General features: G+C 65.9%; 22 protein-coding genes. 14 read left to right on the top strand and 8 right to left on the bottom strand.

Going from position 1 to position 22,865, the window contains the following annotated elements; all coding sequences use genetic code 11:
* Positions 1–61: 61 nt before the first annotated feature.
* On the bottom strand, positions 62–688 hold the full coding sequence (locus tag ACEE23_RS02485; protein WP_368519866.1) for a carbonic anhydrase: 627 nt from the start codon (positions 686–688) through the stop codon (positions 62–64).
* A gap of 50 nt (positions 689–738) precedes the next feature.
* On the opposite strand from ACEE23_RS02485, the gene ACEE23_RS02490 reads away from it, so the two are divergent.
* Complete coding sequence (locus ACEE23_RS02490; protein WP_368521253.1) at positions 739–1,608, top strand: A/G-specific adenine glycosylase; 870 nt, start codon at positions 739–741, stop codon at positions 1,606–1,608.
* Here ACEE23_RS02490 and ACEE23_RS02495 read toward each other — a convergent pair.
* The 3 genes from ACEE23_RS02495 to ACEE23_RS02505 all read right to left on the bottom strand — a co-directional run bounded on the left by ACEE23_RS02495 (position 1,605) and on the right by ACEE23_RS02505 (position 5,843).
* Complete coding sequence (locus ACEE23_RS02495; protein WP_368520040.1) at positions 1,605–2,858, bottom strand: threonine/serine exporter family protein; 1,254 nt, start codon at positions 2,856–2,858, stop codon at positions 1,605–1,607. The genes ACEE23_RS02490 and ACEE23_RS02495 overlap by 4 nt on opposite strands.
* 34 nt (positions 2,859–2,892) lie before the next feature.
* Positions 2,893–3,063, bottom strand: coding sequence for a DUF4236 domain-containing protein (locus ACEE23_RS02500; RefSeq protein ID WP_141759328.1), 171 nt, complete (start codon positions 3,061–3,063; stop codon positions 2,893–2,895).
* Between the two features lie 92 nt (positions 3,064–3,155).
* Positions 3,156–5,843 carry an ATP-dependent Clp protease ATP-binding subunit gene (locus ACEE23_RS02505; protein ID WP_368521254.1) on the bottom strand — a complete coding sequence of 896 codons (2,688 nt, stop codon included), beginning with the start codon at positions 5,841–5,843 and terminating at the stop codon, positions 3,156–3,158.
* A 215-nt stretch (positions 5,844–6,058) separates the two neighbouring features.
* Between ACEE23_RS02505 and ACEE23_RS02510 the strand changes: the two genes are divergently transcribed.
* From ACEE23_RS02510 to ACEE23_RS02525, 4 genes are read left to right on the top strand one after another with little or no spacing between them, the layout of a single operon-like run.
* Complete coding sequence (locus ACEE23_RS02510; protein WP_368520041.1) at positions 6,059–6,904, top strand: phytoene/squalene synthase family protein; 846 nt, start codon at positions 6,059–6,061, stop codon at positions 6,902–6,904.
* Complete coding sequence (crtI, locus tag ACEE23_RS02515; protein ID WP_368521255.1) at positions 6,901–8,394, top strand: phytoene desaturase family protein; 1,494 nt, start codon at positions 6,901–6,903, stop codon at positions 8,392–8,394. Before ACEE23_RS02510 ends, crtI begins: the two co-directional genes overlap by 4 nt.
* A gap of 33 nt (positions 8,395–8,427) precedes the next feature.
* Positions 8,428–8,877, top strand: a complete 450-nt coding sequence (locus ACEE23_RS02520; protein WP_448871797.1) for a CAP domain-containing protein — start codon at positions 8,428–8,430, stop codon at positions 8,875–8,877.
* Positions 8,838–8,930 carry a hypothetical protein gene (locus ACEE23_RS02525; protein WP_368519871.1) on the top strand — a complete coding sequence of 31 codons (93 nt, stop codon included), beginning with the start codon at positions 8,838–8,840 and terminating at the stop codon, positions 8,928–8,930. The genes ACEE23_RS02520 and ACEE23_RS02525 overlap by 40 nt, the downstream gene beginning before the upstream one ends.
* Before the next feature lie 59 nt (positions 8,931–8,989).
* Here ACEE23_RS02525 and lysS read toward each other — a convergent pair whose 3' ends face one another.
* Positions 8,990–10,561, bottom strand: a complete 1,572-nt coding sequence (gene lysS, locus ACEE23_RS02530) for a lysine--tRNA ligase (protein ID WP_368519872.1) — start codon at positions 10,559–10,561, stop codon at positions 8,990–8,992.
* 162 nt (positions 10,562–10,723) lie between these two features.
* Here lysS and ACEE23_RS02535 point away from each other — a divergent pair, with 162 nt between their 5' ends.
* From ACEE23_RS02535 to ACEE23_RS02575, 9 genes are all read left to right on the top strand, one after another.
* On the top strand, positions 10,724–12,790 hold the full coding sequence (locus tag ACEE23_RS02535) for a PhoX family protein (protein ID WP_368519873.1): 2,067 nt from the start codon (positions 10,724–10,726) through the stop codon (positions 12,788–12,790).
* Positions 12,791–12,849: 59 nt separating this feature from the next.
* Positions 12,850–13,809: a FecCD family ABC transporter permease gene (locus tag ACEE23_RS02540; RefSeq protein WP_368519874.1), complete on the top strand. Its 960-nt coding sequence runs from the start codon at positions 12,850–12,852 to the stop codon at positions 13,807–13,809.
* Between the two features lie 8 nt (positions 13,810–13,817).
* A complete protein-coding gene (locus ACEE23_RS02545) occupies positions 13,818–14,765 on the top strand; it encodes a FecCD family ABC transporter permease (RefSeq protein ID WP_368519875.1) in 948 nt (315 codons plus the stop codon).
* Entirely contained in the window at positions 14,765–15,538 is a 774-nt protein-coding gene (locus ACEE23_RS02550) for an ABC transporter ATP-binding protein (RefSeq protein WP_368519876.1), read from the top strand. The genes ACEE23_RS02545 and ACEE23_RS02550 overlap by 1 nt, the downstream gene beginning before the upstream one ends.
* A gap of 46 nt (positions 15,539–15,584) precedes the next feature.
* Entirely contained in the window at positions 15,585–16,622 is a 1,038-nt protein-coding gene (gene fepB, locus ACEE23_RS02555) for a Fe2+-enterobactin ABC transporter substrate-binding protein (protein ID WP_368519877.1), read from the top strand.
* A 308-nt stretch (positions 16,623–16,930) separates the two neighbouring features.
* Positions 16,931–17,935, top strand: a complete 1,005-nt coding sequence (locus tag ACEE23_RS02560; RefSeq protein ID WP_448871793.1) for an HNH endonuclease signature motif containing protein — start codon at positions 16,931–16,933, stop codon at positions 17,933–17,935.
* Positions 17,936–17,966: 31 nt separating this feature from the next.
* A complete protein-coding gene (locus ACEE23_RS02565; RefSeq protein ID WP_368519879.1) occupies positions 17,967–19,667 on the top strand; it encodes a carbon starvation CstA family protein in 1,701 nt (566 codons plus the stop codon).
* A complete protein-coding gene (locus ACEE23_RS02570; RefSeq protein WP_290223308.1) occupies positions 19,664–19,906 on the top strand; it encodes a cory-CC-star protein in 243 nt (80 codons plus the stop codon). The genes ACEE23_RS02565 and ACEE23_RS02570 overlap by 4 nt, the downstream gene beginning before the upstream one ends.
* Entirely contained in the window at positions 19,897–20,805 is a 909-nt protein-coding gene (locus tag ACEE23_RS02575; protein ID WP_368519880.1) for an ArsA family ATPase, read from the top strand. Before ACEE23_RS02570 ends, ACEE23_RS02575 begins: the two co-directional genes overlap by 10 nt.
* Here ACEE23_RS02575 and ACEE23_RS02580 read toward each other — a convergent pair.
* Genes ACEE23_RS02580 through ACEE23_RS02590 form a run of 3 tightly spaced genes read right to left on the bottom strand, consistent with a single transcriptional unit; the run spans position 20,749 to position 22,863 of the window.
* Complete coding sequence (locus ACEE23_RS02580) at positions 20,749–21,567, bottom strand: pantoate--beta-alanine ligase (RefSeq protein WP_368519881.1); 819 nt, start codon at positions 21,565–21,567, stop codon at positions 20,749–20,751. The genes ACEE23_RS02575 and ACEE23_RS02580 overlap by 57 nt on opposite strands.
* Entirely contained in the window at positions 21,551–22,156 is a 606-nt protein-coding gene (locus ACEE23_RS02585) for a hypothetical protein (RefSeq protein ID WP_368519882.1), read from the bottom strand. Before ACEE23_RS02585 ends, ACEE23_RS02580 begins: the two co-directional genes overlap by 17 nt.
* Positions 22,157–22,158: 2 nt before the next feature.
* Positions 22,159–22,863: a DUF6779 domain-containing protein gene (locus ACEE23_RS02590; RefSeq protein ID WP_368519883.1), complete on the bottom strand. Its 705-nt coding sequence runs from the start codon at positions 22,861–22,863 to the stop codon at positions 22,159–22,161.
* Positions 22,864–22,865 lie beyond the last annotated feature (2 nt).

A 22,865-nucleotide genomic window follows, 5' to 3' on the forward strand; every position in this document is an offset into this window, starting at 1 on the left:
AGCAGCGGCGACGGCTGGCACCTTCAGGGGTGTGTCTTCGATTGGCCGGCGGTTTCGCAGCTCAGTCCAGCCCGTGGGTCACCAGGGTCTCGACGGTGGAGTCCTCCAACAGGTAGCGGGCGCCGACGACGCCGACGGTCCCCTCCTCGACCTTGTGCTGCAGGACCGAGAGGCTAGCCACGAGCTGATCGACGGTCTCGCGCACGTGCTGGCGTTCGTAGTCGTCGGTGCTCGAGCTGCCGGCGCGCTTGGACTTCAGCGTCGACAGCGCGACTTTCTCGATGATCGCGCGCTGGAAGCCGGCGGGTAGCTCGGCGTGCTGGTCCACCACCGCGGCGGTGGCGGCGACCGCGCCGCAGGACTGGTGGCCCAAGATAACCACCAGGTTGCAGTTCAGGTTCTCCAGGGCGTATTCCAGCGAGCCCTTCACCGCGGTATCCAGGATGTGCCCGGCGGTGCGGATGACGAAAGCATCCCCCAGGCCCAGGTCGAAGAGGATCTCCACGGGGGCGCGGGAATCCGAGCAGGACAGGACCACCACGCGGGGATCCTGCCCGCCGCGCAGGCCGGCCCGCCGCTCCTCGTCGTTGTGCGGGTGCAGCGGAGAGTTGTCGCGGAAGCGCGCGTTACCGGCTTGGAGGGTCTCCCAGACTTCCCGGGGGCTTTGCTTTTTATCTTTCAGTGGCATGGCTCAAATTATAGTCCTGCGCACCGCTCCTATTAGACTCCTGCACAGATATGGATACTGGTGCTTTGCTCGAATGGTTCGCCCACGCCCGCCGGCCCCTGCCCTGGCGGGAGCCGTCGACCACCGCGTGGGGCGTCCTAGTCAGCGAGGTCATGAGCCAGCAGACCCCGGTGGCCCGCGTCGCGCCCGTCTGGCAGGAGTGGATGCGCCGCTGGCCCACCCCCACCGATTTCGCTGCCGCCAGCCGGGACGAGGTCCTGCGCGCCTGGGGCAAGCTAGGCTACCCCCGCCGCGCCCTGCGCCTGTGGGAATGCGCCCAGGTGGTCCGCGACGAGCACGGCGGCGAGGTCCCCGACGGTGTCGATGATCTGCTCAGCCTGCCGGGCATCGGCGACTACACCGCCCGCGCCGTGGCCTGCTTCCACTACGGCCACAACGTCCCGGTGGTCGACACCAACGTGAGGCGCGTGGTCGAGCGGGCCGAGAACGGCAATTTCTTAGCCCCCAACCCTTCCAAGAAGGAGCTCGCCCAGGTCGCCGAGCTCCTGCCGGAGGACAATGGCCCCACCGTCTCCGTGGCCCTGATGGAGCTGGGCGCGCTAGTCTGCCGCGCCAAGTCCCCAGACTGCCCCGCCTGCCCGTTGAAGGAGTCCTGCGCCTGGCAGGCCGCCGGCTGCCCCAGCCCGAGCGCCGAGGAGCTGACCAAGGCCAAGAAGCGGGTCCAGAAATTTGCCGGCACCGACCGGCAGGTGCGCGGCAAGATCATGGACGTGCTGCGCGCTGCCGATGCCCCTGTCCCCCAGGCCGACATCGACGTCGTCTGGCCGGACGCCCCGCAGCGCTCCCGGGCACTGGCCTCGCTTCTGGCCGACGGCCTCGCCGAACAGGACGAGCAGGGCCTTTTCCACCTGCCGCGCTAGGTCCGGATGGAAAAATCGATGAGCCGGGTCAGCGCCCAGTCCGGGTCCGTGAACAGCCGGGCCAGGACCAGGCCGGCACCAATGGAGGCGACCACCATCATGCTGGTGGCCAGGTTAGCCAGGGCCTGCTCCATCTGCCCCTCGTTGAGGTAGTAGACTGCCCGGAACATGGTCACCCCGGGGATCATGATGACCGCGGCCGGCACCGTCGTGGTAATCCGCGGCAGCCGCGCCTTCCGGGAGGCCAGCGCGCCCAGCAGGCCGATGACCAGCCCGCCGCAAAACGCCGCGAAATACCCGGTGGTGCCCAGGTGCAGCAGCAGAAGGCGCGCCGCGTTCGCCACGGTGCCCACCATCGCGGCCACCAGGATCATCCGGCGGGAGGAATTAAACAGGAAGGCGAAACCGGCGATGCCGAAGAAGCTGGCCAGGACCGCCATGGTGTACCAGGTGGCATCGGTAGCCGGCACCGGCGGGGCCGGGTTCAAGTCAGTCAGCCAGCTGACCATGGCCACGGTGAAGGTGGCGGCGAAAATGACGGTGAAGGCATAAGCCAGGCGCACCATGCCGGCATCAAAGTCGAAGCGCGCGATATCGATCAGGGCGGAGAACAACGGGAAACCCGGGATCAAAAAGAGCACCGCCGCCACGTAGCCGGAGGAAAAATCCCCTGGGTCGGCCAGCCCGAGCGCCCCGACGAGCTCGGTCACGAGGAAGAAGACCAGGCTGGCCGTCGCCCCGCCGGCCACGATGCCGCCGATCTGGTGGACGTGGTTGCTCAGCACGAAATGGCGCACGAATTGCCCGCTAAAAGCGGCCAGGGCGACGATGCCCACCGCCGCCAGCGGAAAGAAATTCAGCAGCGCGAAGGCCGCGCACGCCACGGCCGCCGCAGCCGAGAGCACCCAGCCGTTCCAGCGCTTGCGCACGTTGTGCTCGATCCGGTCGAGCTTTTCCGCCAGCTCCTCGGCGGTTATCCCGAAGTGCAGGTGGTGCCGCGTCAGATCCTCTAGCGCCTCAATGCGGGAGGCGTCCACCGCCGGCGAATGCTGCCGGGAAATGACCGTGCGGAAAAGCTCGCCGCGGTGGAAGGTACAGGTAATCTGCGTGAGCCCGACCGTCGCGTCCAGCCGGTCGAAGCCCAGGGCCCGCGCCGCGCGTTTCATCCCGCGCAGGACACGGTAGCCCGACGTGCCCGCCCCCATGAGCAACATTCCCAGGCGCAAGACCACGTCGGCCTCTACGCCCATGCGGCGGTGCTTTTCGTATGGCGGCGGGGTCACTTTAGCGCCAGCGTCCCCGCCAGTTGAGCCCGCCGGGCAGGTTCACCCAGAACCCGCCGCGGGAGTTGAAGGTCACCGGACCAATCTTGGTCGAGGCCGAGGCCCCGCGGCCGGAAAAGTTAATCCAGCTGTTCTTGCCGGTCTTCTTACGTGAGCGGTATTGCAATCCCATGCCAGTGATTCTAACTCACTCTAAGTTACCGGTTTACAGGCACTAGAAAAGCAGCCTCCCGCAGGAGGCTGCTTCATCTCTTTAGCGGCGTCTTACATCGGCTGGCCGGCTCCGGCCGGGCCGTCCTCGTCGCCGTGGTCCTCAGGAGTCTCGGGCGTCTCCGGCAGGGTATCTGCGGTTACCTGCTCCGGCTCCTCGTTCTCACGGACCTCGTCCTCGTCCAGCTCCTGCTCGAAGGTGCCCTCCGGCAGCGGCTTCGGGCGCGGGCTGAAGGTGAAGGTGGCCTGCGAGTTGTCCTTGGACTCGCCGTCCCAGTTCTCCACGTCGACGCTGATGATCTCACCCGCGCCGATCTCGCCGAAGAGGATCTTCTCCGAGAGCTGGTCCTCGATCTCGCGCTGGATGGTGCGGCGCAGCGGGCGCGCACCCAGCACCGGATCGAAACCGCGCTTGGCCAGCAGGCGCTTGGCCTTCTCGGTCAGCTCGATGTCCATGTCACGCTCCTGCAGGGACTTGGACACGCGGCCGATGAGCAGGTCGACCATTTCCATGATCTGCTCTTCGTTGAGCTGGTGGAAGACCACGACCTCGTCGATACGGTTCAGGAACTCCGGGCGGAAGTGCTTCTTCAGCTCGTCGTTGACCTTGGCCTTCATCCGCTCGTACTGCGCGTCCTGATCCGAGGCCGCGTCGGCGGTAAAGCCCAGCCCCACGGCCTTGGAGATGTCCTGGGTGCCCAGGTTCGAGGTAAAGATCAGCACGGTGTTCTTGAAGTCCACCACGCGGCCCTGGCCGTCGGTCAGGCGGCCGTCCTCGAGGACCTGCAGCAAGGTGTTGTAAATCTCCTTGTGGGCCTTTTCGATCTCGTCGAAGAGCACCACGCTGAACGGCTTGCGGCGGACCTTCTCCGTGAGCTGGCCGCCCTCCTCGTAGCCGACGTATCCCGGAGGGGCACCGAACAGGCGGGAGGCGGTGAAGCGGTCGTGGAACTCACTCATGTCGATCTGGATGAGGTCATCATCCGAGCCGAAGAGGAAGTTAGCCAGCGACTTCGACAGCTCCGTCTTACCCACGCCGGACGGGCCGGCGAAGATGAAGGAACCGGAAGGACGGCGCGGATCCTTCAGGCCCGCCCGCGTACGGCGGATGGCGCGGGAGACGGCCTTGACGGCCTCGTCCTGGCCGATGATCCGCTTGTGCAGCTCATCTTCCATGTGCAGCAGTCGCGAGGACTCCTTCTCCGTGAGCTTGAGGACCGGGATGCCGGTCCAGTGCGCCAGCACCTCGGCGATCTGATCCTCGCCGACCTCGGCGATGTCCTCGAGCTCACCATTGCGCCACTGCTTTTCCTTCTCGGCGCGCTCCTCGCCCAGCTGGCGCTCCTTGTCGCGCAGGCCGGCGGCCTTCTCGAAGTCCTGGGCGTCGATGGCCGCTTCCTTCTCCTGGCGGACCTCGGCGATCCGGTCGTCGACCTCGCGGACAGAGTCCGGGGCGGTCATGCGCTTGATGCGCATGCGGGCGCCGGCCTCGTCCAGCAGGTCCACGGCCTTATCCGGCAGGAAGCGGTCGTTGATGTAGCGATCCGACAGGGAGGCAGCCGCCTTCAGGGCGTCGTCGGTGTAGGACACACGGTGGTGCGCCTCGTACTTGTCGCGCAGGCCCTTGAGGATCTTGATGGTGTCCTCCAGCGAGGGCTCTTCCACCTTCACCGGCTGGAAGCGGCGCTCCAGCGCGGCGTCCTTCTCGATGTGCTTGCGGTATTCCTCCAGCGTGGTCGCGCCGATGGTCTGCAGCTCGCCGCGGGCCAGCTTCGGCTTGAGCAGGGAGGCGGCATCGATAGCACCCTCGGCGGCACCGGCACCAACCAGGGTGTGGATCTCATCGATGAACAGGATGATGTCGCCGCGCTGGTTAATCTCCTTGAGCACCTTCTTCAGGCGCTCCTCGAAGTCACCGCGGTAGCGGGAACCAGCGATCAGCGAACCCAGGTCCAGGGAGTAGACCTGCTTGTCCTTCAGGGTCTCCGGGACCTTGCCGTTAACGATGTCCAGGGCCAGGCCCTCGACGACGGCGGTCTTACCGACGCCGGGCTCACCGATGAGCACCGGGTTGTTCTTGGTGCGGCGCGAGAGCACCTGCATGATGCGCTCGACCTCGGACTCGCGGCCGACGACCGGGTCCAGCTTGCCGTCCTTGGCGGCCTGGGTCAGGTTGCGGCCGAACTGGTCCAGCACCAGGGAATTAGAGCGTTCCCCGGAGTTGCCCTGGGAACCGCGCCCGCCGGCACCGGCGCCCACGGGGCCGCCGCCCTTGTTGCTGTTGTCGTTTTCCTGGTTGTTGCCCTCGTAACCGGACAGCAACTGAATAACCTGCTGACGCACGCGCGGCAGGTCTGCACCCAGCTTGGTCAGCACCTGCGCGGCGACGCCGTCGCCTTCGCGGATAAGGCCCAGCAGCAGGAACTCCGTGCCGATGTACTTGTGGCCCATCTGCAGGCCCTCACGCAGGGACAGCTCCAGGACCTTCTTCGCGCGCGGGGTAAACGGGATGTGCCCAGTGTGCGGCTGGGTTCCCTGGCCGATGATCTCCTCGACCTCGCGGCGCACGTCCTCCAGGGAAATCCCCATGGACTCCAGCGCCTTGGCGGCTACGCCTTCACCCTCGTGGATAAGGCCCAAAAGGATGTGCTCGGTGCCGATATAGTTGTGGTTGAGCATGCGTGCCTCTTCCTGCGCCAAGACAATGACGCGGCGGGCACGGTCAGTAAACCTTTCGAACATCTGCTATCTACCCCTTGTGGTTTTTCCTAAATTCTCTATCCACTCTAACGCGCTTTCCCCAGCCTCCATTCTCACTTTCTGCGCCAAGGTAGTAAATCAGCCGCTTTTAGCAGGTCATGAACCTGTACGCCGGTAGCGAACAGGCGAATTTAGCGGGGTGAATTACCCCGCACTAGGCTTTAGGGAAAAGTCCAATTATGAAAGGCTTCGTGAACATTTCCCACCGCTCGGCGCTCCGGCACTACCACGCCGCCGCGGGCCAATCCGCGGGTCGCATTATCAATTACTATTCCACCAGTTTCTCGTGGAGTACCCGGCTTTTCCCCGCTGCGATCCGGCGCGATATCCAGGCCCTGTACGCGGTGGTACGCATTGCGGACGAGATCGTCGACGGCGCGGCCGCGGAGGCCAAGACCGCCGACATCCGCGCCCTGCTGGACGGCTACGAGGAGCAGGTCGTCCACGCTGCCGATGCCGCCTTCCACACCGATCCGGTCCTCCACGCGTGGGCGAACGCGCAGCGCCGCTGCCAGTTCTCCGAAGACCACATCCGCGCGTTCTTCGCCTCCATGCGCAGGGACTTGGACCCCTCCCCGCATGACGCGGCGAGCCTCCAGCGCTACATCCACGGCTCGGCGGAGGTCATCGGCCTGATGTGCCTGGATATCTTCCTGGTCGGGCGCCACCCCGCCGAAGAAGACCGGGCCACCATGGCAGACGGGGCAAAGGCCCTCGGGGCGGCCTTCCAGAAGGTCAACTTCCTCCGAGACCTCGCCGAGGACACCGACTGCCTGGGGCGGGGTTACCTCCCGGAGCTGGATGCCTCCACCAAGCGCCGGTGGTGCGCGGAGATCCGCGACGAGCTCGCCCGCGCGCGCCGCGCCGCCCACCTCCTGCCGCCCGGCGCACGTAGGGGAGTCCTCGCCGCGACGGGCCTGTTTACGGACCTAAACGAGCGCATCGACAGCGCCAGCGTCGACGAGCTGTACGCGCGCCGGATCCGGGTGCCCGCGCCCCGTAAGGCCCAGATCCTGGCCGGCAGCCTCTGGAGGAATGCATGAGTACCTGCGTTGTTATCGGCGCGGGCGTGGCCGGCCTGGCCACCGCCTGCCTCCTGCAGGACGAAGGCTACGAGGTCACCGTGGTCGATCGCCTCGCCGAGCCGGGCGGCCGAGCGGGAAGATTCACCGACTCCGGTTTCCAGTGGGACACCGGTCCGTCCTGGTACCTGATGCCCGAGGCCTTCGAGCGTTTCTTCGGCCGGCTGGGGCACCGCACCAGTGATTTCTTCGAGCTCACCGAACTGAGCCCCGCCTACCGGATTTTCAACGAAGCCGGCCACGCCGCGGACATCGACGGCACCGTGGTCGAATTTTTCGACCAACGCACGCCCGGGCAGGGCGCTCGCCTAGGCGACTACCTCGCCACCGCCAGCGATACCTACCGGATGGCGCTCAAGCACTTCCTCTACACCACCTTCAGCCACCCCTCGCAGCTCCTGCACCCCGATATCCTGCGACGCCTGCCGCGCCTGGCGAAGCTCCTGGGCCAGTCCCTACAAAGCTACGTCGGCTCGCGTTTTAGCGATCCCCTGCTGCGCCAGGTCCTGACCTACCCGGCGGTCTTCCTGTCGACGGAGCCGGCCGCCGCCCCAGCGCTGTATTCCCTGATGAGCCACGCGGATCTCACCCAGGGCGTGCGCTACCCGCAGGGCGGCTTCGCCGCGGTCATCGACGCGCTTTTGGACCTCGCCACCGACCTGGGCGTGCACTTCCAGTGGGAGACCGAGGCCACCGCGATCGTCACGCACGGCAAGCAGGCGACCGAAGTGACCACCAACCGCGGCACGCTGCCGGCGGACCTAGTGGTCTCCGCTGCGGATCTCCACCACACGGAGACCCGCCTGGTGCCCGCCCACCAGCGGACCTTCTCCGATAAGTTCTTCGACCGTCGCGATCCGGGGCTGTCCGCGGTGCTGGTGTTGACTGGCGTGCGCGGTCCGCTGCCCGAACTTGCCCACCACAATTTATTATTCAGCCGCGACTGGGACCCCGATTTCGACGCTGTCTTCCGAAAAGGTGGCGCCTCGAATTCCATCTACGTTTGCAAGACCTCGGCTAGCGATACCTCCGTGGCCCCGGAAGGGTGCGAGAACCTCTTCATCCTGGTGCCCGCTGCCGCCGATGCCGCCCTCGGCCAGGGCAGCGCCTACGGGGAGGAATCGGCGACGGTCGCCGGCATCGCTAGCCGGGCGCTCGACCAGCTGGCCGAGTGGGCAAACGTCCCGGATCTGCGCGACCGCGTCTTCGTCCAGCACACCATCGGCCCCGCCGACTTTGCCGACCGCTACCATTCGCTGTCCGGCGGGGCCATCGGGCCCGCGCACACCTTGTTCCAGTCCGCGTTCTTCCGCGGGCGTATCCAATCGAAAAAGATTGACAACCTGTTTTATGCCGGGGCCACGACCGTTCCCGGAGTGGGGGTACCAATGTGCCTCATTTCTGCCGAAAATGTACTGACAGCCGTGAAGGAATTTAAACTAAAGGTGTAGGCCCTATCTCTCTCTCGAAGAGGAAACCTCACCATGCCACGGTTCAACTTCAATATTCAGCAGATCATCTCCGCTGTACTGTCCCTGCTCACCATTCTGGGGATCATCATCGGCGGCATCTCCTCCGGCAGCTCGATTCCTGCCGCGCCGCCGGCCGCAACGTCCTCGGCCAGCCAGCAGGCCGTCCTCGACGCGACCAACGACTTCCGCGCCCAGAACGGCCTCGCCCCGGTCAAGGCCAACGCCGCGCTCAACGACTTGGCCCAGGACTGGGCCGAGACCATCGCTCGCACCGGCGAGTTCAAGCACCGAGCCAACTACTGGGAGCACTACCCGGCGAATATGCGCCCGGGTGGCGAAAATATCGCCCAGGGCAACCGCGGTGACTCCGGCCGCGTCTTCGTCAACCGCTGGGCCAACTCCCCCCGGGGCACCGCAAGAACATGTTGGATCCGGAAGCTAAGTCCCTCGGCGTGGGCGTAGCCCAGGCTGCCGACGGCAGGCTCTACGTCGTCCAGAACTTCGGCCACGACTAGAACCTAAAAAGCAGACCAGAGAGCGGATTCACTCTCTGGTCTGCTTTTTCTTGCCCTTTTTAGCTCTGCTCAGGCTTAACGATGGGGAATAGCACCGTCTCGCGAATGCCCAGGCCGGTCAGGGCCATCAGCAGGCGGTCGATGCCCATGCCGGTGCCGGCTGTCGGCGGCATGCCCTGCTCCATCGCGGCGAGGAAGTCCTCGTCCAGGACCATGGCCTCCTCGTCGCCGCCGGCGGCCAGGCGGGCCTGATCTTCGAAGCGCTCGCGCTGGATGACTGGGTCGATGAGCTCGGAGTAGCCGGTGGCCAGCTCGAAGCCGCGCACGTAGAGGTCCCACTTCTCGGTAACCCCGGGCTGGGTGCGGTGCGAACGGGTCAGCGGGGAGGTCTCCACCGGGAAGTTCTTGACGAAGATCGGGCCCTCGAGCTGGTCCTCGCAGAGCACCTCCCAGATTTCCTCCACCAGCTTGCCGTGGCCCCAGCCGGTGCCGACCTCGAGGCCGATGACGTCGGCGATGCCCTTGAGCTCCTCCACGGAGGAGTCGATGGTCACCTCCGGCTGGCCCGGGAACTTGCGCGCCAGCGCCTCGTTCAGCGAGGGGTACATCTCAATCTCCGGCCATTCCTCGCCGCCGAAGTCGTACTCGGTGCCATCGGCCAGGGTGACCTTCTGCGAGCCGAAGACCTCCTGGGCCACCGCCTGGATGGACTCCCGGGTGGTGCGGGCGCAGTCGTTGTAGTCACCCCAGGCCGCGTAGGTCTCGAGCATGGCGAACTCCGGCGAGTGAGACTTGTCGATGCCCTCGTTGCGGAAGTTGCGGTTAATCTCAAAGACGCGATCGATGCCGCCGACCACCGCGCGCTTCAGGAACAGCTCGGGGGCGATGCGCAGGTAGAGGTCGATGTCCAGCGCGTTGGAGTGGGTCACGAACGGGCGAGCTGCCGCGCCGCCGTGCAAGGTCTGCAACATCGGGGTCTCGATCTCGTTGAAGCCCTGGGACTCCAGGTAGTTGCGCAGGGCGCGCACGACCTTGATGCGGATCATGGCATTGTCGCGCGCTTCCTTGCGCACGATGAGGTCGTTGTAGCGCTGGCGCACGCGGGTGTCCTCAGCCATGTCGGCAAACGAGACCGGCAGCGGGCGCAGGGACTTCGAGGCCATGGTCCACTCGGTGGCCATCACGGACAGCTCGCCGCGGCGAGAAGAGATGACCCGGCCGGTCACGGAGATGAAATCGCCCAAGTCGACGTCCTGCTTCCAGGCATCGAGGCGCTCCTTGCCGACCTCGGCCTGGGAGAGCATGGCCTGCACCTGGGTGCCGTCGCCGTCCTGCAGCGTGGCGAAGCACAGCTTGCCGGTGTTGCGCATAAAGATAAGGCGCCCGGCGATGGAGACGACGTCCTCGGTCTCCTCCCCTACCGCCAGGTAGGTTACGCCTTCTTCCGAACCGGCGGCCTCGTCCTCGGCCAGCACGCGGTACTTGGCGCGCAGGTCGGCCAGGGAGGTGGTTCGGGCTACCGACACCGGGTAAGCCTCGGTGCCGTCAGCGAGCAGGCGGGCGCGCTTGTCGCGGCGGATCCGTAGCTGCTCCGGGATGTCTGGGGTCTCATTCTTCTTTTGCTCGCTCACGCCCAACAGAATACCGCATGCCATCTGCGGCGGTGTTAACCCGTACTTCATGAAAACGTCGTCCGATATCAATCTGAATCTAAATATCCAGTTACTTCACCGAACTAAGTTCTAGGCGCAACTTTCCATGACTTTCTATAATCGATTTTGGAGCATTCACCCATGGCACTGAAGGGCCGTAATCTTCTTAGTTCCTTGTTTACTTCCTCCCGTTCCAGCCTGACCTGCACCTACAAGTGCGGCAACGCCTGCTTCGGGGAGGCAGACAACCCGACCTCCAACCCGTACTTCGGCGATCAGTTCAGCCGCCGCACCGCGCTGCGCGCCGGCGGCCTGGGCGTCGTCGCCGTCGGCGGCAGCGCCGCCCTGGCTGCCTGCTCGGCCCCGGAGGAGAACACCGGCAGCGCCTCTACCACCACCACCGAGGCCGACGTCGAACTGACCTCCGCCGAGGGTATGAAGTTCGAGCCGGTCGAGCCGAACACCAAGGACGAAGTCGTCGTACCTAAGGGCTACCAGCAGTCCGTGCTCATCGCCTGGGGCGATCCGGTCATCGAGGGCGCCCCGGAATTCGACGTCCACAACCAGACCTCCCAGGACGCGGAGAAGCAGTTCGGCTTCAACAACGACTTCGCCGGCCTAGTAGAGCACCCGAACGACCCGGAGCGCTTGGTCTACGTCTGCAACCACGAGTACACCACCGAGCCGCAGATGTTCCCGGACTACGACGCCGAGAACCCCACCGAGGAGCACGCGAAGATCGGCTGGGCCAACCACGGCCTGACCGTGCTGGAGGTCTCCAAGGCTGAGGGCGGCAACCTCAAGCGGGAGTTCGGCCCGCTCAACCGCCGCATCACCCTGACCACGCCCTTCCGCCTGACCGGCCCGGCGGCCGGTTCGAAGTACGTGAAGACGGACAAGGATCCGGAGGGCACCACCATCTCCGGCACCATGGCTAACTGCTCCGGCGGCGTTACCCCGTGGGGCACCATCCTGTCCGGCGAGGAAAACTTCGACGCCTACTTCGCCAACGCCAAGGTCGACGACGAGCGCGCCCAGAAGTCCCTGGACCGCTTCGGCTTCGAGGACGAGCCCTCCCAGCGCAAGTGGGAGCGCTTCGACGACCGTTTCGATATCGCCAAGACGCCGAACGAGCCGAACCGCTTCGGCTACGTCATCGAGCTGGATCCGCTCGACCCGCAGTCGACGCCCATTAAGCACTCCGCCCTGGGCCGCTTCAAGCACGAGTCCGCGAACGTCCACGTCACCGACGACGGCACGGTGGTCACCTACTCCGGCGACGACGCCCGCTTCGAGTACATCTACAAGTTCGTCTCCTCCCGCAAGATCAAGGAGGGCGACACCCGCCACAACATGACCATCCTGGACAACGGCACCCTCTACGTCGCCGAGCTGAAGGGCAACTCCCCGGAAGAGGAGATCGACGGCTCCGGCGTCCTGCCGGAAGACGGCAAGTTCGACGGCACCGGCGTGTGGAACAAGCTGCTGACCGTGGACGGCGACAAGGCCGAGTCCCACGTGGAGGGCTTCAGCGCCGAGGAGGTCGCCATCTTCACCCGCGAGGCCGCCGACAAGGCGGGCGCGACCAAGATGGACCGCCCGGAAGACGTGGACATCCACCCGCAGACCGGCAAGGTCTACGCCGCCCTGACCAACAACTCCTACCGCGGCGCCACCGGCGAGGACGCGGGGAAGAACCAGGAGGACCCGAAGGAATGGGCCCCGGTCAAGGAGAACAAGAACGGCATGGTCATGGAGATCTCCGACGACCACGCCGGCGAAAAGTTCACCTGGAACCTCTTCCTGGTCTGCGGCGACCCGGCCACCGCGGACTCCTACTTCGGCGGCTTCGACAAGGAGAAGGTCTCCCCGATTTCCTGCCCGGACAACCTGGCCTTTGACTCCCACGGCAACCTGTGGATCTCCACCGACGGCAACGCCCTCGAGTCCAACGACGGCCTGTACGCGGTCACCACGGAAGGCGAGACCCGCGGCGAGCTCAAGTGCTTCCTCACCGTCCCGACCGGGGCCGAGACCTGCGGGCCCATCGTCACCGACGAGCGCGTCATGGTCAACGTCCAGCACCCGGGCGAGGATGACGAGGCCGCCTTCGACGAGCCCTCCTCCCACTGGCCGGACGGTGGCAACTCCACCCCGCGCCCGGCCGTCGTAGTCGTCTGGAAGGAAAACGGCAACATCGGCGTATAGGGTACACTAACCTAACTGTGTTCAGGTTTAGGTTAGTCGCACCCTTGTGCCTAGCGCTCGTGGTCGCCCTGTGTCTGGCAAGCCTCTTTGTCGGCGCGCGGGCGACCACTTTTGCGCAAGTATGGGAGGCCATCCCGGGCGGTTTCCGCTACGCTTTCGACCCCGGCGCGCCCGCGGACGAATTCGAGATGCTCCTGGGCATCCAGCGTCTCCCGCGCACTCTTCTCGCGCTCATCGCCGGCACCTGTCTCGGTGCCGCGGGCGCGCTCACCCAGGCTTTTACCCGCAACCCGCTGGCCGATCCCGGCATCCTCGGCGTGACCGCCGGGGCGGCCGCGGCGGTGGCGCTGGCCGTGTCGACCGGCGTGACGGATTCCTTCGTCTGGCCCGCCATCCTGGGCGCGGTCCTAGTGACCAGCCTGCTGTTCGCGCTTAACTCCAGCGGTAGCCCACTGACTTTCGTGCTCGCCGGCATGGCCCTGTCGGCCGTCCTCATGGCGCTGGTCAACGCCCTGGTCCTCACCAACGACGAGGTGCTCGACGCCATCCGGCAGTGGGCCACCGGCTCGGTCGCGGGTCGCGACTTCGGGACGGTAGAAGTCACCGCGCCCATCGGCATCGTCAGCCTGGTGGCCGCCATCCTGCTGTCCCCGCTGGTCAACCTGGTACTGCTCGGCGATGCCACCGCGCAGTCCCTAGGCGTGCCCGTCTCGGCGGTCCAAGCTGGCGGGGTTATCGTCATCGCCGGCCTGACCGGCGCGGCCGTGGCGGCGGCCGGTCCGGTGGCGTTCATCGCCTTGGCCGCCCCGCACATCACCCGTCGGCTAGCCGGCGTGGACTACCGCCTGATTGTCCCCCTGTCCGGCCTCGTAGGCGGGGTGTGCGCCCTCTTGGCCGACATCCTGGGCCGCCTGCTTGCCCGCCCCGGGGAGCTGCCCATGGGCATCGTCCTGGCGCTGCTGGGCGTCCCGATCTTCATCCTCCTGGTGCGCGGCAACAAGATTGGAGGCAACCTATGATTCGCTGGTTGACTCTCATTGCCCTGGCTGTCCTCGGCGTGGTCGTCTCCGTCATGCAGGGCGATTTGGCGCTTTCCTTCTCCGACGTGGTGGCCGTTTTTACCGGCGGCGGCTCGGCCGCCCACCGCGCGGTCATCCTGGAATTCCGGCTCGGGCGCGCCGTCGTTGCCCTGGTGGTCGGCGCGGCGCTGGCCTACTCCGGCGCGCTCACCCAGTCCGTCGCCCGCAATGGGCTGGCCAGCCCCGATATCCTGGGGGTGACCAACGGGGCATCGTTAGCCGCGGTGGCCGCCATCGTCTTTGGTTGGGGCATGACGCCGGTAGCCGCCATCCTCGGCGCGGCTCTTACCGCCGTGGCCATGGTCTTTTTGGCCGGCCGGGGCCGCAGCATGGTGCAAATCGTGCTGGTCGGCGTGGGCCTGTCGATGTTTTTGTCCTCGCTCACCACCTGGCTTCTGGCCTACGCGCAGCTGGATCGCGCGGCCAGCGCCCGCATGTGGATGGCCGGCTCCCTTAACGGGAGGGACTGGCACCACGCGTGGGTTCCCCTGGCCACCGTGGTCATCGCCGTCGCGCTGGCCGGTTGGCTTTCTTTCCAACTGGCCGCGCTCAGCCTCGGCGACGCCACCGCCCACATCCTGGGGCACAACGTCCGCCTGGCCCAGCTCATCCAGCTGCTGGTGGCAGTCGTGCTGGCTGCCGTTGCCGTCGCGGCCGCCGGTCCGATCGGCTTTTTAGCTTTCGTGAGCCCGCACGTGGCGCGAATGGTCTCCCGCGCCCCCACCCCGCCGCTGCTTTTCTCCGCGGCGGTGGGTGCTACCGCACTGTTGTGGGCGGACATCGTCGCCCGCGTGGTGCTGCCGTGGCCGCTGCCGGTGGGCGTGGTCACCGCCTTCCTGGGCGCACCCCTGCTGTTTATCTTGGTCATGCGCACCCGAGCAAAGGAAACTGTGTGATGGATATCTTTTCTTTGGACAACGTCAGCGTCGGCTACGGGAACAAACCCGTGGTCACGGACCTGAACCTGCGCCTGCCGGAAGGCGGCATCACCTGCCTCATCGGCCCGAACGGCTGCGGAAAATCCACCCTCCTCAAGTCCCTGTGCGGACTCTTGCCCCACACTGGAAAGCTGGAGTTTTATAACCGCGATCTGGGCAGCTGGAACCGGCGGGAGCGCGCCCGCTACCTGAGCATGCTGCCGCAATCCCCCGTGGCCCCGGAAGGGCTGACGGTCGGCCAGCTGGTCGCGCGCGGGAGGCACCCCTACCAGACGTGGTACCAGCGCTGGTCTGCCGGCGACGACGCCGTCTACACCGACGCAGTCACCACCACCGGCCTAACCGATCTCACGGACCGGCCCCTCCACCAGCTCTCCGGCGGGCAGCGGCAACGCGCCTGGATCGCTATGACCATCGCGCAAGATACCCCAGTCATGCTGCTCGACGAACCCACAACGTACCTCGACCTGGCGACGTCCGTCGACGTCCTGCGCTTGGTCCGGCAACTAGTCGATGCCCGGGGCAGCACCGCCATCATGGTCCTCCACGATCTGAACCTGGCGGCCCGCTGGTCCGATCGTCTAATTCTGCTCGGCGCGGACGGAAAGCTAGCGGCCCAGGGCTCCCCGACCGAGGTCCTCACCGAGGACCTTTTGGCCGCAGTTTTCGGCCTCGAGGCGGTCATTGCTACTGACCCCATAAGTGGGGGACCCTTGGTGGTGCCGCGATAGGTTAGGCTAACCTTCTAGGAAATAGTCCGCTACCTAGGAGGCACCCTTGCCCGTCGCACGACGCATCCTCGCCCTGTCCGCCACCGCAGCTCTTTCGCTCGGCCTCGTCGCTTGCAGCGACAACGCTGAGAATTCGGAAAACGCAGAGAACTCGGAGGCCGCTTCCTCTAGCACCGCAGACAGCACCTTCCCGCGAACGATCCAGACGCAGGACAAGGACCGCCAGGAAACCGATCTCACCATCGAGTCCCAGCCCAAGAAGATCGTCTCCGCCTCCGTCACCCTGACCGGCGCCCTGCTCTCCCTCGACGCGCCCGTCGTCGCCTCGGCCGGCGGCAACCCGGACGCCCCGATGTTCGCCGACGGCACCGGCTTCGGCCTGGCCTGGGACGAGGTCGCCCAGCAGAAGGGCATCGACTCCATCTACACCATCGGCTCCGCCTCCGCCGAGGCCGTCCTGGCCCAGGATCCGGACCTGGTGGTCATGTCTAACGTCGGCAACGACTCCGGCGCCGAAATCTACGACCAGCTCAAGGACATCGTCCCGGTCCAGGTCATCGACTACTCCGACCAGTCCTGGCAGGACACCACCCGGGAGGTCGCCGAGGCCGCCGGACTGGAGGACAAGGCCGATGAGGTCATCGGGGACTACGACGCCGCCGTGGAGAAGGCCAAGGGCAACCTGGACATCGAGCAGCCCGTCAACATCGTCTCCCCCACCAAGGACGGCATGAACTTCTTCACCGAAGAATCCGCCCAGGGCCAGATCTTCAGCGACCTGGGCATTGAGGTCGCCACCCCGGCAGAGGACCTCGTCGGCACCTCGGCGCAAGGCTCCAAGCGCGGCGACGTCAAGGCCGTTAACACCGAAAACCTCCCGCTCGCCCTGGACGGCAAGAGCGCCTTCGTTCTCAACCTGGGCGGCAAGCCGGCCGATGAGAAGGTCCGCAAGGATCCCCAGCTGGCCGACACCGAGTCCGTCCGGAACAACCACGTCTACCCGCTGGACGGCGAGTTCTTCCGAATTGACGCCTTCTCCGCGAAGGACCTGGTGGACCACCTGCAGGAAGAATTCGGAAAATAATTCGTACATTTTTTCGAAAAAGGGTAGCACAATGTCGGACGGTTGCGTATTGTGTGGGTTAGTTAGAACAGATTAGCTAACTCACAACCGGGGGAATTATGCAGCCCTACTACACCGTCAATACTCCCTACTGTCCGACTGCTACCGCCTGTACCACCTACCGCCGCAACTACTACTACCTCTGGCAAGACCTCCGCCCTGCTCGCAGCGCTGACGACGAGCTCGCCATCAAGCGCTTAGCCCTAAAAACCGGTCTCTCCTTCACGCGCGCACGGGATTATTGCGAGAGCCTAGAACGGCTCGACACCTTGCCGAAGTTAAAACACTTAGTCGAAACCCTGCACCACCTCGAGTTCAAACAACTCACCCTCATTGATTCCGTCCTCAACAAACTAGGCGCCACCCCGTCCTCGGAATCGCTCGCGCGGATCGATACCGGACTCGCCGACTACCTGACCCCAACGCAGCCCGCCCAGGTCCTGCCCTCCCACGAAAATCTCCGCCGGAAGCTCAACCGGCTCGTCAACGCAGAATTGGAACTTACCCAACCACCCCACGAGCCTCCCCCGCCGCATTATTCCGCCGGGCCCGTCGGCTCCAACCGCGGCGAGATCGTCGCGGAATACGACGCGGAGACCACCGCCGCCATGGACGCCGCCATCCGGAAGGTCGCCAAAGACAACAACGTCAGCCCGGCCAAAGCGCTGGCCGGGCTCGTCCTGGGCAAGTATGGCTCGCCGCGCGTCGTACTCAACATGTTCATGGCTCAGGACCTCCCAGAAAGCGGCGGGTTCATCGACGGCTACGGCTGGGTCGACGCAGACACCGCCGACCACATGGCCGAAAAATCCGACCATCAGCGCGACATGGCAGCCGCGGCCGAAAAACGCAGCTCGAACTACCAGACCCCGGAGGACATCAAGGCCTTCCTCAACGGCCGGGACGGCTGCTGCCGGTACCCGGGCTGCAGCATCCCCGCCATCAGGTGCCAGAAAGACCATTGCAAAGACTTTCACGACGGCGGCCCCACTGCCGCGAGCAACCTGGTCAACCTCTGCCAGCACCACCACAACATCAAGACCGACGGCCGGGTGACTTATATCCTCGACCCGCGCACTGGGACCGTGGTGTGGCTTTCCAACGACGGCACCTGGGAGTCCACGTCGCCGGAAGGCCCGCTGTCCGCGAAAAACGTTAACTGGATGCGGACCATGGCACAGGCGCAGCACTCCCGCCGCGACCGCGCGCACACCAAGGCCACCTCCCCCGTTTTGGAAAACCAGCCCCTACACGAAACTTTCGTGCCACAATAGTGATTCATTGCACACTTCCACGGAGGGTATCATGAACTCACTCATACTCGCTGCCATCGGCGTCGCGATGATGGCCGCCGGGTACCTGCTCTATTCCCGTTTCCTCGGAAACCGAATTTTCCGACTTTCCCCTAACTACGCCACCCCCGCGCACACCATGCGCGACGGCGTCGACTACGTGCCCACCAACAAGTACGTCCTGTGGGGGCACCACTTCACCTCTGTTGCCGGCGCGGCCCCGATCATCGGTCCGGCCGTGGCCGTCATCTGGGGCTGGCTGCCCGCGTTCCTGTGGGTGACCATCGGCACCGTCCTCATGGCCGGAATGCACGACCTCGGCGCGCTGTGGGCATCGCAGCGTCACCGCGGCCAGTCCATCGGTACGCTGTCCGGCCGTTACATCGGCTCGCGCGGGCGCAACCTCTTCCTGGTCGTTATTTTCCTCCTCCTGCTGATGGTCAACACCGCCTTCGCGGTCGTCATCTCCAACCTGTTGGTCTCCACCCCGACCGCGGTCATCCCGACCTGGGGCGCCATCGTCGTGGCATTGTTGATCGGTCAGGCAATCTACCGCTTTAACTGGAACCTGCCGGTGGTCTCCATCGTCGGCGTCGTGGCCCTCTACGCGCTGATGATCATCGGCGACCGCGTGCCGGTGGTGCTCCCGGAGACCGTGCTGGGGATCCCGGCCAACGGCGTCTGGATCATCGCGCTGTTCATCTACGCCTTCGCGGCTTCCCTGCTGCCGGTCTGGGTGCTGCTCCAGCCGCGCGACTACATCAACGGCCTCCAGCTTTTCATTGGCCTGGCCATCCTCTACGGCGCCTTCCTGTTCACCGCCCCGGACATCGTCGCCCCGGCGCTTAACGATGCCGTCCCGGACGGCACCCCCTCCATCTTCCCGCTGCTGTTCGTCACCATTGCCTGCGGCGCGATCTCCGGCTTCCACGGCGTGGTGGCCTCGGGAACCTCCTCGAAGCAGCTGGACAAGGAAACCGACGCCCGCTTTGTCGGATATTTCGGCGCCGTCGGTGAGGGCCTTTTGTCCCTGGGCACGATCATCGCGACCACGGCCGGGTTCAAGACCATCCAAGATTGGGAAGAGATTTATCACGAGTTCAACGCCGGGGGCGTGGACGCCTTCGTCGCCGGTGGTGGCTCGTTGATGAACGAGGGCCTCGGTATCCCCACCTCGCTGTCGGGGACCATTCTCGCGACCATGGCCGTGCTCTTCGCCGCCACCACCATGGACTCGGGCATCCGCCTGCAGCGCCTCGTGGTCCAAGAAATCGGCGAGGTCGTCGGGGTGCGGATCGGCGCCCTGGTGGCTACCTGCATCGCGGTCGGCGTGGCCTTCGCGCTGACCTTCTCCCAGGGCACCGACGGCTCGGGCGGCATGACTATCTGGCCGCTGTTCGGCACCACCAACCAGCTGATGGCCGGCCTGACCCTGGCTATCCTGGCCGTCATCCTGACCTACCTGCGCCGGCCGACCCTGCCGGTGCTCATCCCCTTCGCCTTCCTCATGGTCATGTCCGTCTGGGCGCTGATTATGCAGCTCGGCACCTTCTGGCAGGAGCAGAACTGGCTGCTGCTGGTCATGGACGTCATCATCCTCATCGCCGCCCTGTGGGTCACCGTCGAGGCGCTCGCTTCCCTCCAGCGTGCGCGGCGAAGCCCGGCCATTACCTGGACCGACGAGGACGTCGACGCCCCGGAGCCGGTCCGATGAGCCTGCGGCAGCTGCTCCAGGATTACTACGCCGGCCCCTACCGGGCGACCTTCGCCAAAGCCAAGCAGGAGGAGGATGACCTGTTCCTGCTGCTGGTGATGTCGGAGGCGCTCGGGGTTCCCAACCCGGCGACCTATTACACCCTGGAATTGCTGCCGGTCGTCTACGACGAGTTCCACGCCTGGCATCGGCGTATGGGGATGGATCGCTCCCCGCTGGAGGGCATCTCATGCTGCTAAAACCGGTGACGTTTTTCGGCGGCAAGGGCGGCGTCGGCAAGACCACCCTGGCGGCCGCCGCGGCGTGGAAGGCCGCGCAGCAGCATTCGACGCTGTTGGTTTCGACGGACCCGGCGCACAACCTGGGGCACCTCTGGGACGTCTCGCTGGGCGATACCCCCACGCCAGTCGCCGACCGCCTCGACATCGTGGAGATCGACCCGGCCGAGGTCACGGAAAAACACCTGGCCGAGGTCCGGCACACGATGCACAAGATGATGCCGGAGCGGCTGCACTCCCAGGTCAACCGGCACCTGGACCTGGCCCGGCAGTCACCGGGGACGCACGAATCCGCGCTGCTGGAGCGCATGGCGGACCTGGTCGATACCGACTACGAACGGATCATCTTCGATACCGCCCCCAGCGGCCACACCGCCCGCCTGGTGGAGCTGCCCGAAATTATGCAGGCCTGGACCGACGGGCTGTTGGAGCGGCGGGACCGTTCGGATCGTTTTAGCTCCCTGGTCCGCGGGCTCGGCGGGGAGGCCGGTTCCGAGCAGGTGGATAAGCGCAACCAGGAGATCCGGAGCATCCTCTGGCGCCGCCGGGAGCGTTTCGTGCGGCTGCGGGCGACGTTGCAGCAGGACTCCGAGTTCTATCTGGTGCTAACCCCCGAGAGGCTCCCGGTGCTGGAAACCACCGAGTTTTATCACCAACTCCGGGACAGTGGGATGACCGTGGGCGGGGTTATCGTCAATCGCCGGTCACCGCAGGGGCAAGGCAGCTTTATGGAGGCCCGCCGGCGGGTCGAGGACGCGGCGCTTAGCGGCTTGGCGCTGCCAGTCCCGACCGTGGAGGTGCCGCTACTTCCCGCGGACGTCGGACCGGAGCAACTCGGCTTCATCGCGGAGCTGCTCTGACTGGTACTCGTCCCAGTTCTTAAAGCCCACGCCCAGCGGCAGGCCGACGTTGTCGATAAGGCGTATTCCGCCCAGGGTGGCGGCGACGAGGAGGCGGGCATCGCCCTGCTCGGGCGCGGGGCCGAGGTCCTTGCCGCGTACGGCGACGTAGTCGGGATCCACGCCGGCGGAGTGAAGTACGGCCTCGGTGACCTCGAGGACGTGATCGGCGCCGGCTTCGGCCGCATGCGCCCCGGCGGTTAGCGCGGCGGAGATGGCGGTGGCCGCGGTGCGGTGCTCGGCGGGCAGGCGGGTATTGCGCAGGCTCATCGCCACGCCCTCGGCGGTGCGCACGGTGGGCACGCCGTGGAGGCGAGCCCCCAGGTGCAGGTCGCGCACGGCCTGGTTTAAGGCCAGGTGGTATTCGTAGTCCTTCTCCCCAACCACGACGTCGGAGGGGCGCAGCGCGCCGATGAGCGCCAGCGGCAGCGCGAGATCCTGAACGGGTTCCAGGCCCCGGTCGGGGGTCGGCACGGCGATGGTTTTTCCGTGCGGCCAGAGGGTCTCGGCATCGTAGCGCCAGACCACGTCGGCGTCGGGAGCCTCGCCTTCCCGCAGCGCGACGACCACGACGGCGGAGCGGATGGCGCGGGCCGCGCGGATGAGCGCCTGGTGGCCGGCGTGTACGCCGTCGCCGAGCATGACCAGCACAACGGGCCGGCCGGTCTTCGCGTAGGCGCTGCCAACCATGCGGATCTTGTCGAGATCACTGGTATCTATCATTACTCCCCCAGAATTCTAGGTCGATGTCCCCGCGCAATTCTGCCAGGCGGCGGGCATAGGTCAGGTAGGCGGGGTCGCCGTTGTATCCGGCGATGATCTGCCGCGCGCTCAGCGGCGTGTAGTCGTTGCCGCCGCCCTCCCGGGCGAGAATCTCGCGGAGCATCTCCCGCTTGTAGACTCCGGCGACGAAGTCGGGGCGGTCGGCATCGCTGAGCAGCATGTACTTCCCGTGAGACTCGAAGACCAGCAGGGTGGCGACGGTCTCGCCGAGCTCGTCGAGGGCGTCGACGGCCCAGGCCTCGTCGTCCACCGGGCAGACGGCGGCGACGATCGCGCCGCGGGTCTCCAGGGCATCGAGAGCCTGGGCCCCGCGGGTCAGGCAGGTGTGCATGACGATGGTGCCGGAGCGGACGATGCCGGCCGCCTCCTCAATGGCCGCCGGCAGCCGGTCCTCCTCGACCGCCAGGATGAGAGCCTCCGCGTCCGCGGCGTTGCCGACCTTGTGGCCGGCTTGGGCCAGGCGCTCGGCAAAGAGTTTTCCGGGGGCGGAGTCACCGATCACCCCGATGCGCATGCGCGGTGCGTCCACGACTACTTGTTTTTCTTCATCTGGGCCATGAGCTGCGCGACGGAGACCGAGCCCTCGCGGTGAGCGTCCTGGCGGCGGCGACCGCGCTTTTCTTCCTTTGGCTTGCTCACTTCCGGATCCCCGCCGGAGTCCCAACGCACGGCCTGGAAGGAATCAGTCTGGAAGGTGGGTTCTTCCTTCTTTGGCTCCTGCTCTTCGGCTTCCTGCTTTTCCTTGATGATTTCCTCGAGCGGGGTCTCCTGCTGCGTCTGGTTGCCCAGGCGGCCGGCGATGGCGTCCTCCGAAGGCGCGCCGGCGGAGGTCTGCTTGAAGTTATCCTCGAGCTCCATGATGCGGCGGGCCTCGGCGCGCAGGGCGGCCGGTTCGTAGCCGAACTCGCGGCCCGAAAGGTCCTCCAGCTGCTTGCGGATGGTGCTCAGCTGCTCGCGGATTTCGGCGAGGATCTCCGGTTCCTCGGCGCTCTGCGCCTTCTCCAGCTCCGCCTGGTGGAGCTTCTCGCGGTAGGCGAGCTCGTCCTCGCTCTTCTGCGCCAGGCGGCGGTAGCGGGTAACGAGGAAGAACCCGACCACAGCGGCCCACAGAGCAGCAAGGAGTGCGATCTTTAGCGCGGCGTCGGAACCGGCAATGAGCATGACGATGCTGGCAATAATTGCGAGCACCACCAGCACTGCGAGCCCAATCTGGCCGCGATCGGTCTGGTTATTCATGG

This window comes from Corynebacterium sp. 32222D000AT, assembly GCF_053546955.1.

Coding starts and splice junctions, on each gene's coding strand:
- ACEE23_RS02485 (WP_368519866.1), bottom strand. CDS start 688: ATGCCACTGAAAGATAAAAAGCAAAGCCCCCGGGAAGTCTGGGAGACC.
- ACEE23_RS02490 (WP_368521253.1), top strand. CDS start 739: ATGGATACTGGTGCTTTGCTCGAATGGTTCGCCCACGCCCGCCGGCCC.
- ACEE23_RS02495 (WP_368520040.1), bottom strand. CDS start 2,858: ATGGGCGTAGAGGCCGACGTGGTCTTGCGCCTGGGAATGTTGCTCATG.
- ACEE23_RS02500 (WP_141759328.1), bottom strand. CDS start 3,063: ATGGGATTGCAATACCGCTCACGTAAGAAGACCGGCAAGAACAGCTGG.
- ACEE23_RS02505 (WP_368521254.1), bottom strand. CDS start 5,843: ATGTTCGAAAGGTTTACTGACCGTGCCCGCCGCGTCATTGTCTTGGCG.
- crtI (WP_368521255.1), top strand. CDS start 6,901: ATGAGTACCTGCGTTGTTATCGGCGCGGGCGTGGCCGGCCTGGCCACC.
- ACEE23_RS02520 (WP_448871797.1), top strand. CDS start 8,428: ATGCCACGGTTCAACTTCAATATTCAGCAGATCATCTCCGCTGTACTG.
- ACEE23_RS02525 (WP_368519871.1), top strand. CDS start 8,838: ATGTTGGATCCGGAAGCTAAGTCCCTCGGCGTGGGCGTAGCCCAGGCT.
- ACEE23_RS02535 (WP_368519873.1), top strand. CDS start 10,724: ATGGCACTGAAGGGCCGTAATCTTCTTAGTTCCTTGTTTACTTCCTCC.
- ACEE23_RS02550 (WP_368519876.1), top strand. CDS start 14,765: ATGGATATCTTTTCTTTGGACAACGTCAGCGTCGGCTACGGGAACAAA.
- ACEE23_RS02565 (WP_368519879.1), top strand. CDS start 17,967: ATGAACTCACTCATACTCGCTGCCATCGGCGTCGCGATGATGGCCGCC.
- ACEE23_RS02570 (WP_290223308.1), top strand. CDS start 19,664: ATGAGCCTGCGGCAGCTGCTCCAGGATTACTACGCCGGCCCCTACCGG.
- ACEE23_RS02575 (WP_368519880.1), top strand. CDS start 19,897: ATGCTGCTAAAACCGGTGACGTTTTTCGGCGGCAAGGGCGGCGTCGGC.
- ACEE23_RS02580 (WP_368519881.1), bottom strand. CDS start 21,567: ATGATAGATACCAGTGATCTCGACAAGATCCGCATGGTTGGCAGCGCC.
- ACEE23_RS02590 (WP_368519883.1), bottom strand. CDS start 22,863: ATGAATAACCAGACCGATCGCGGCCAGATTGGGCTCGCAGTGCTGGTG.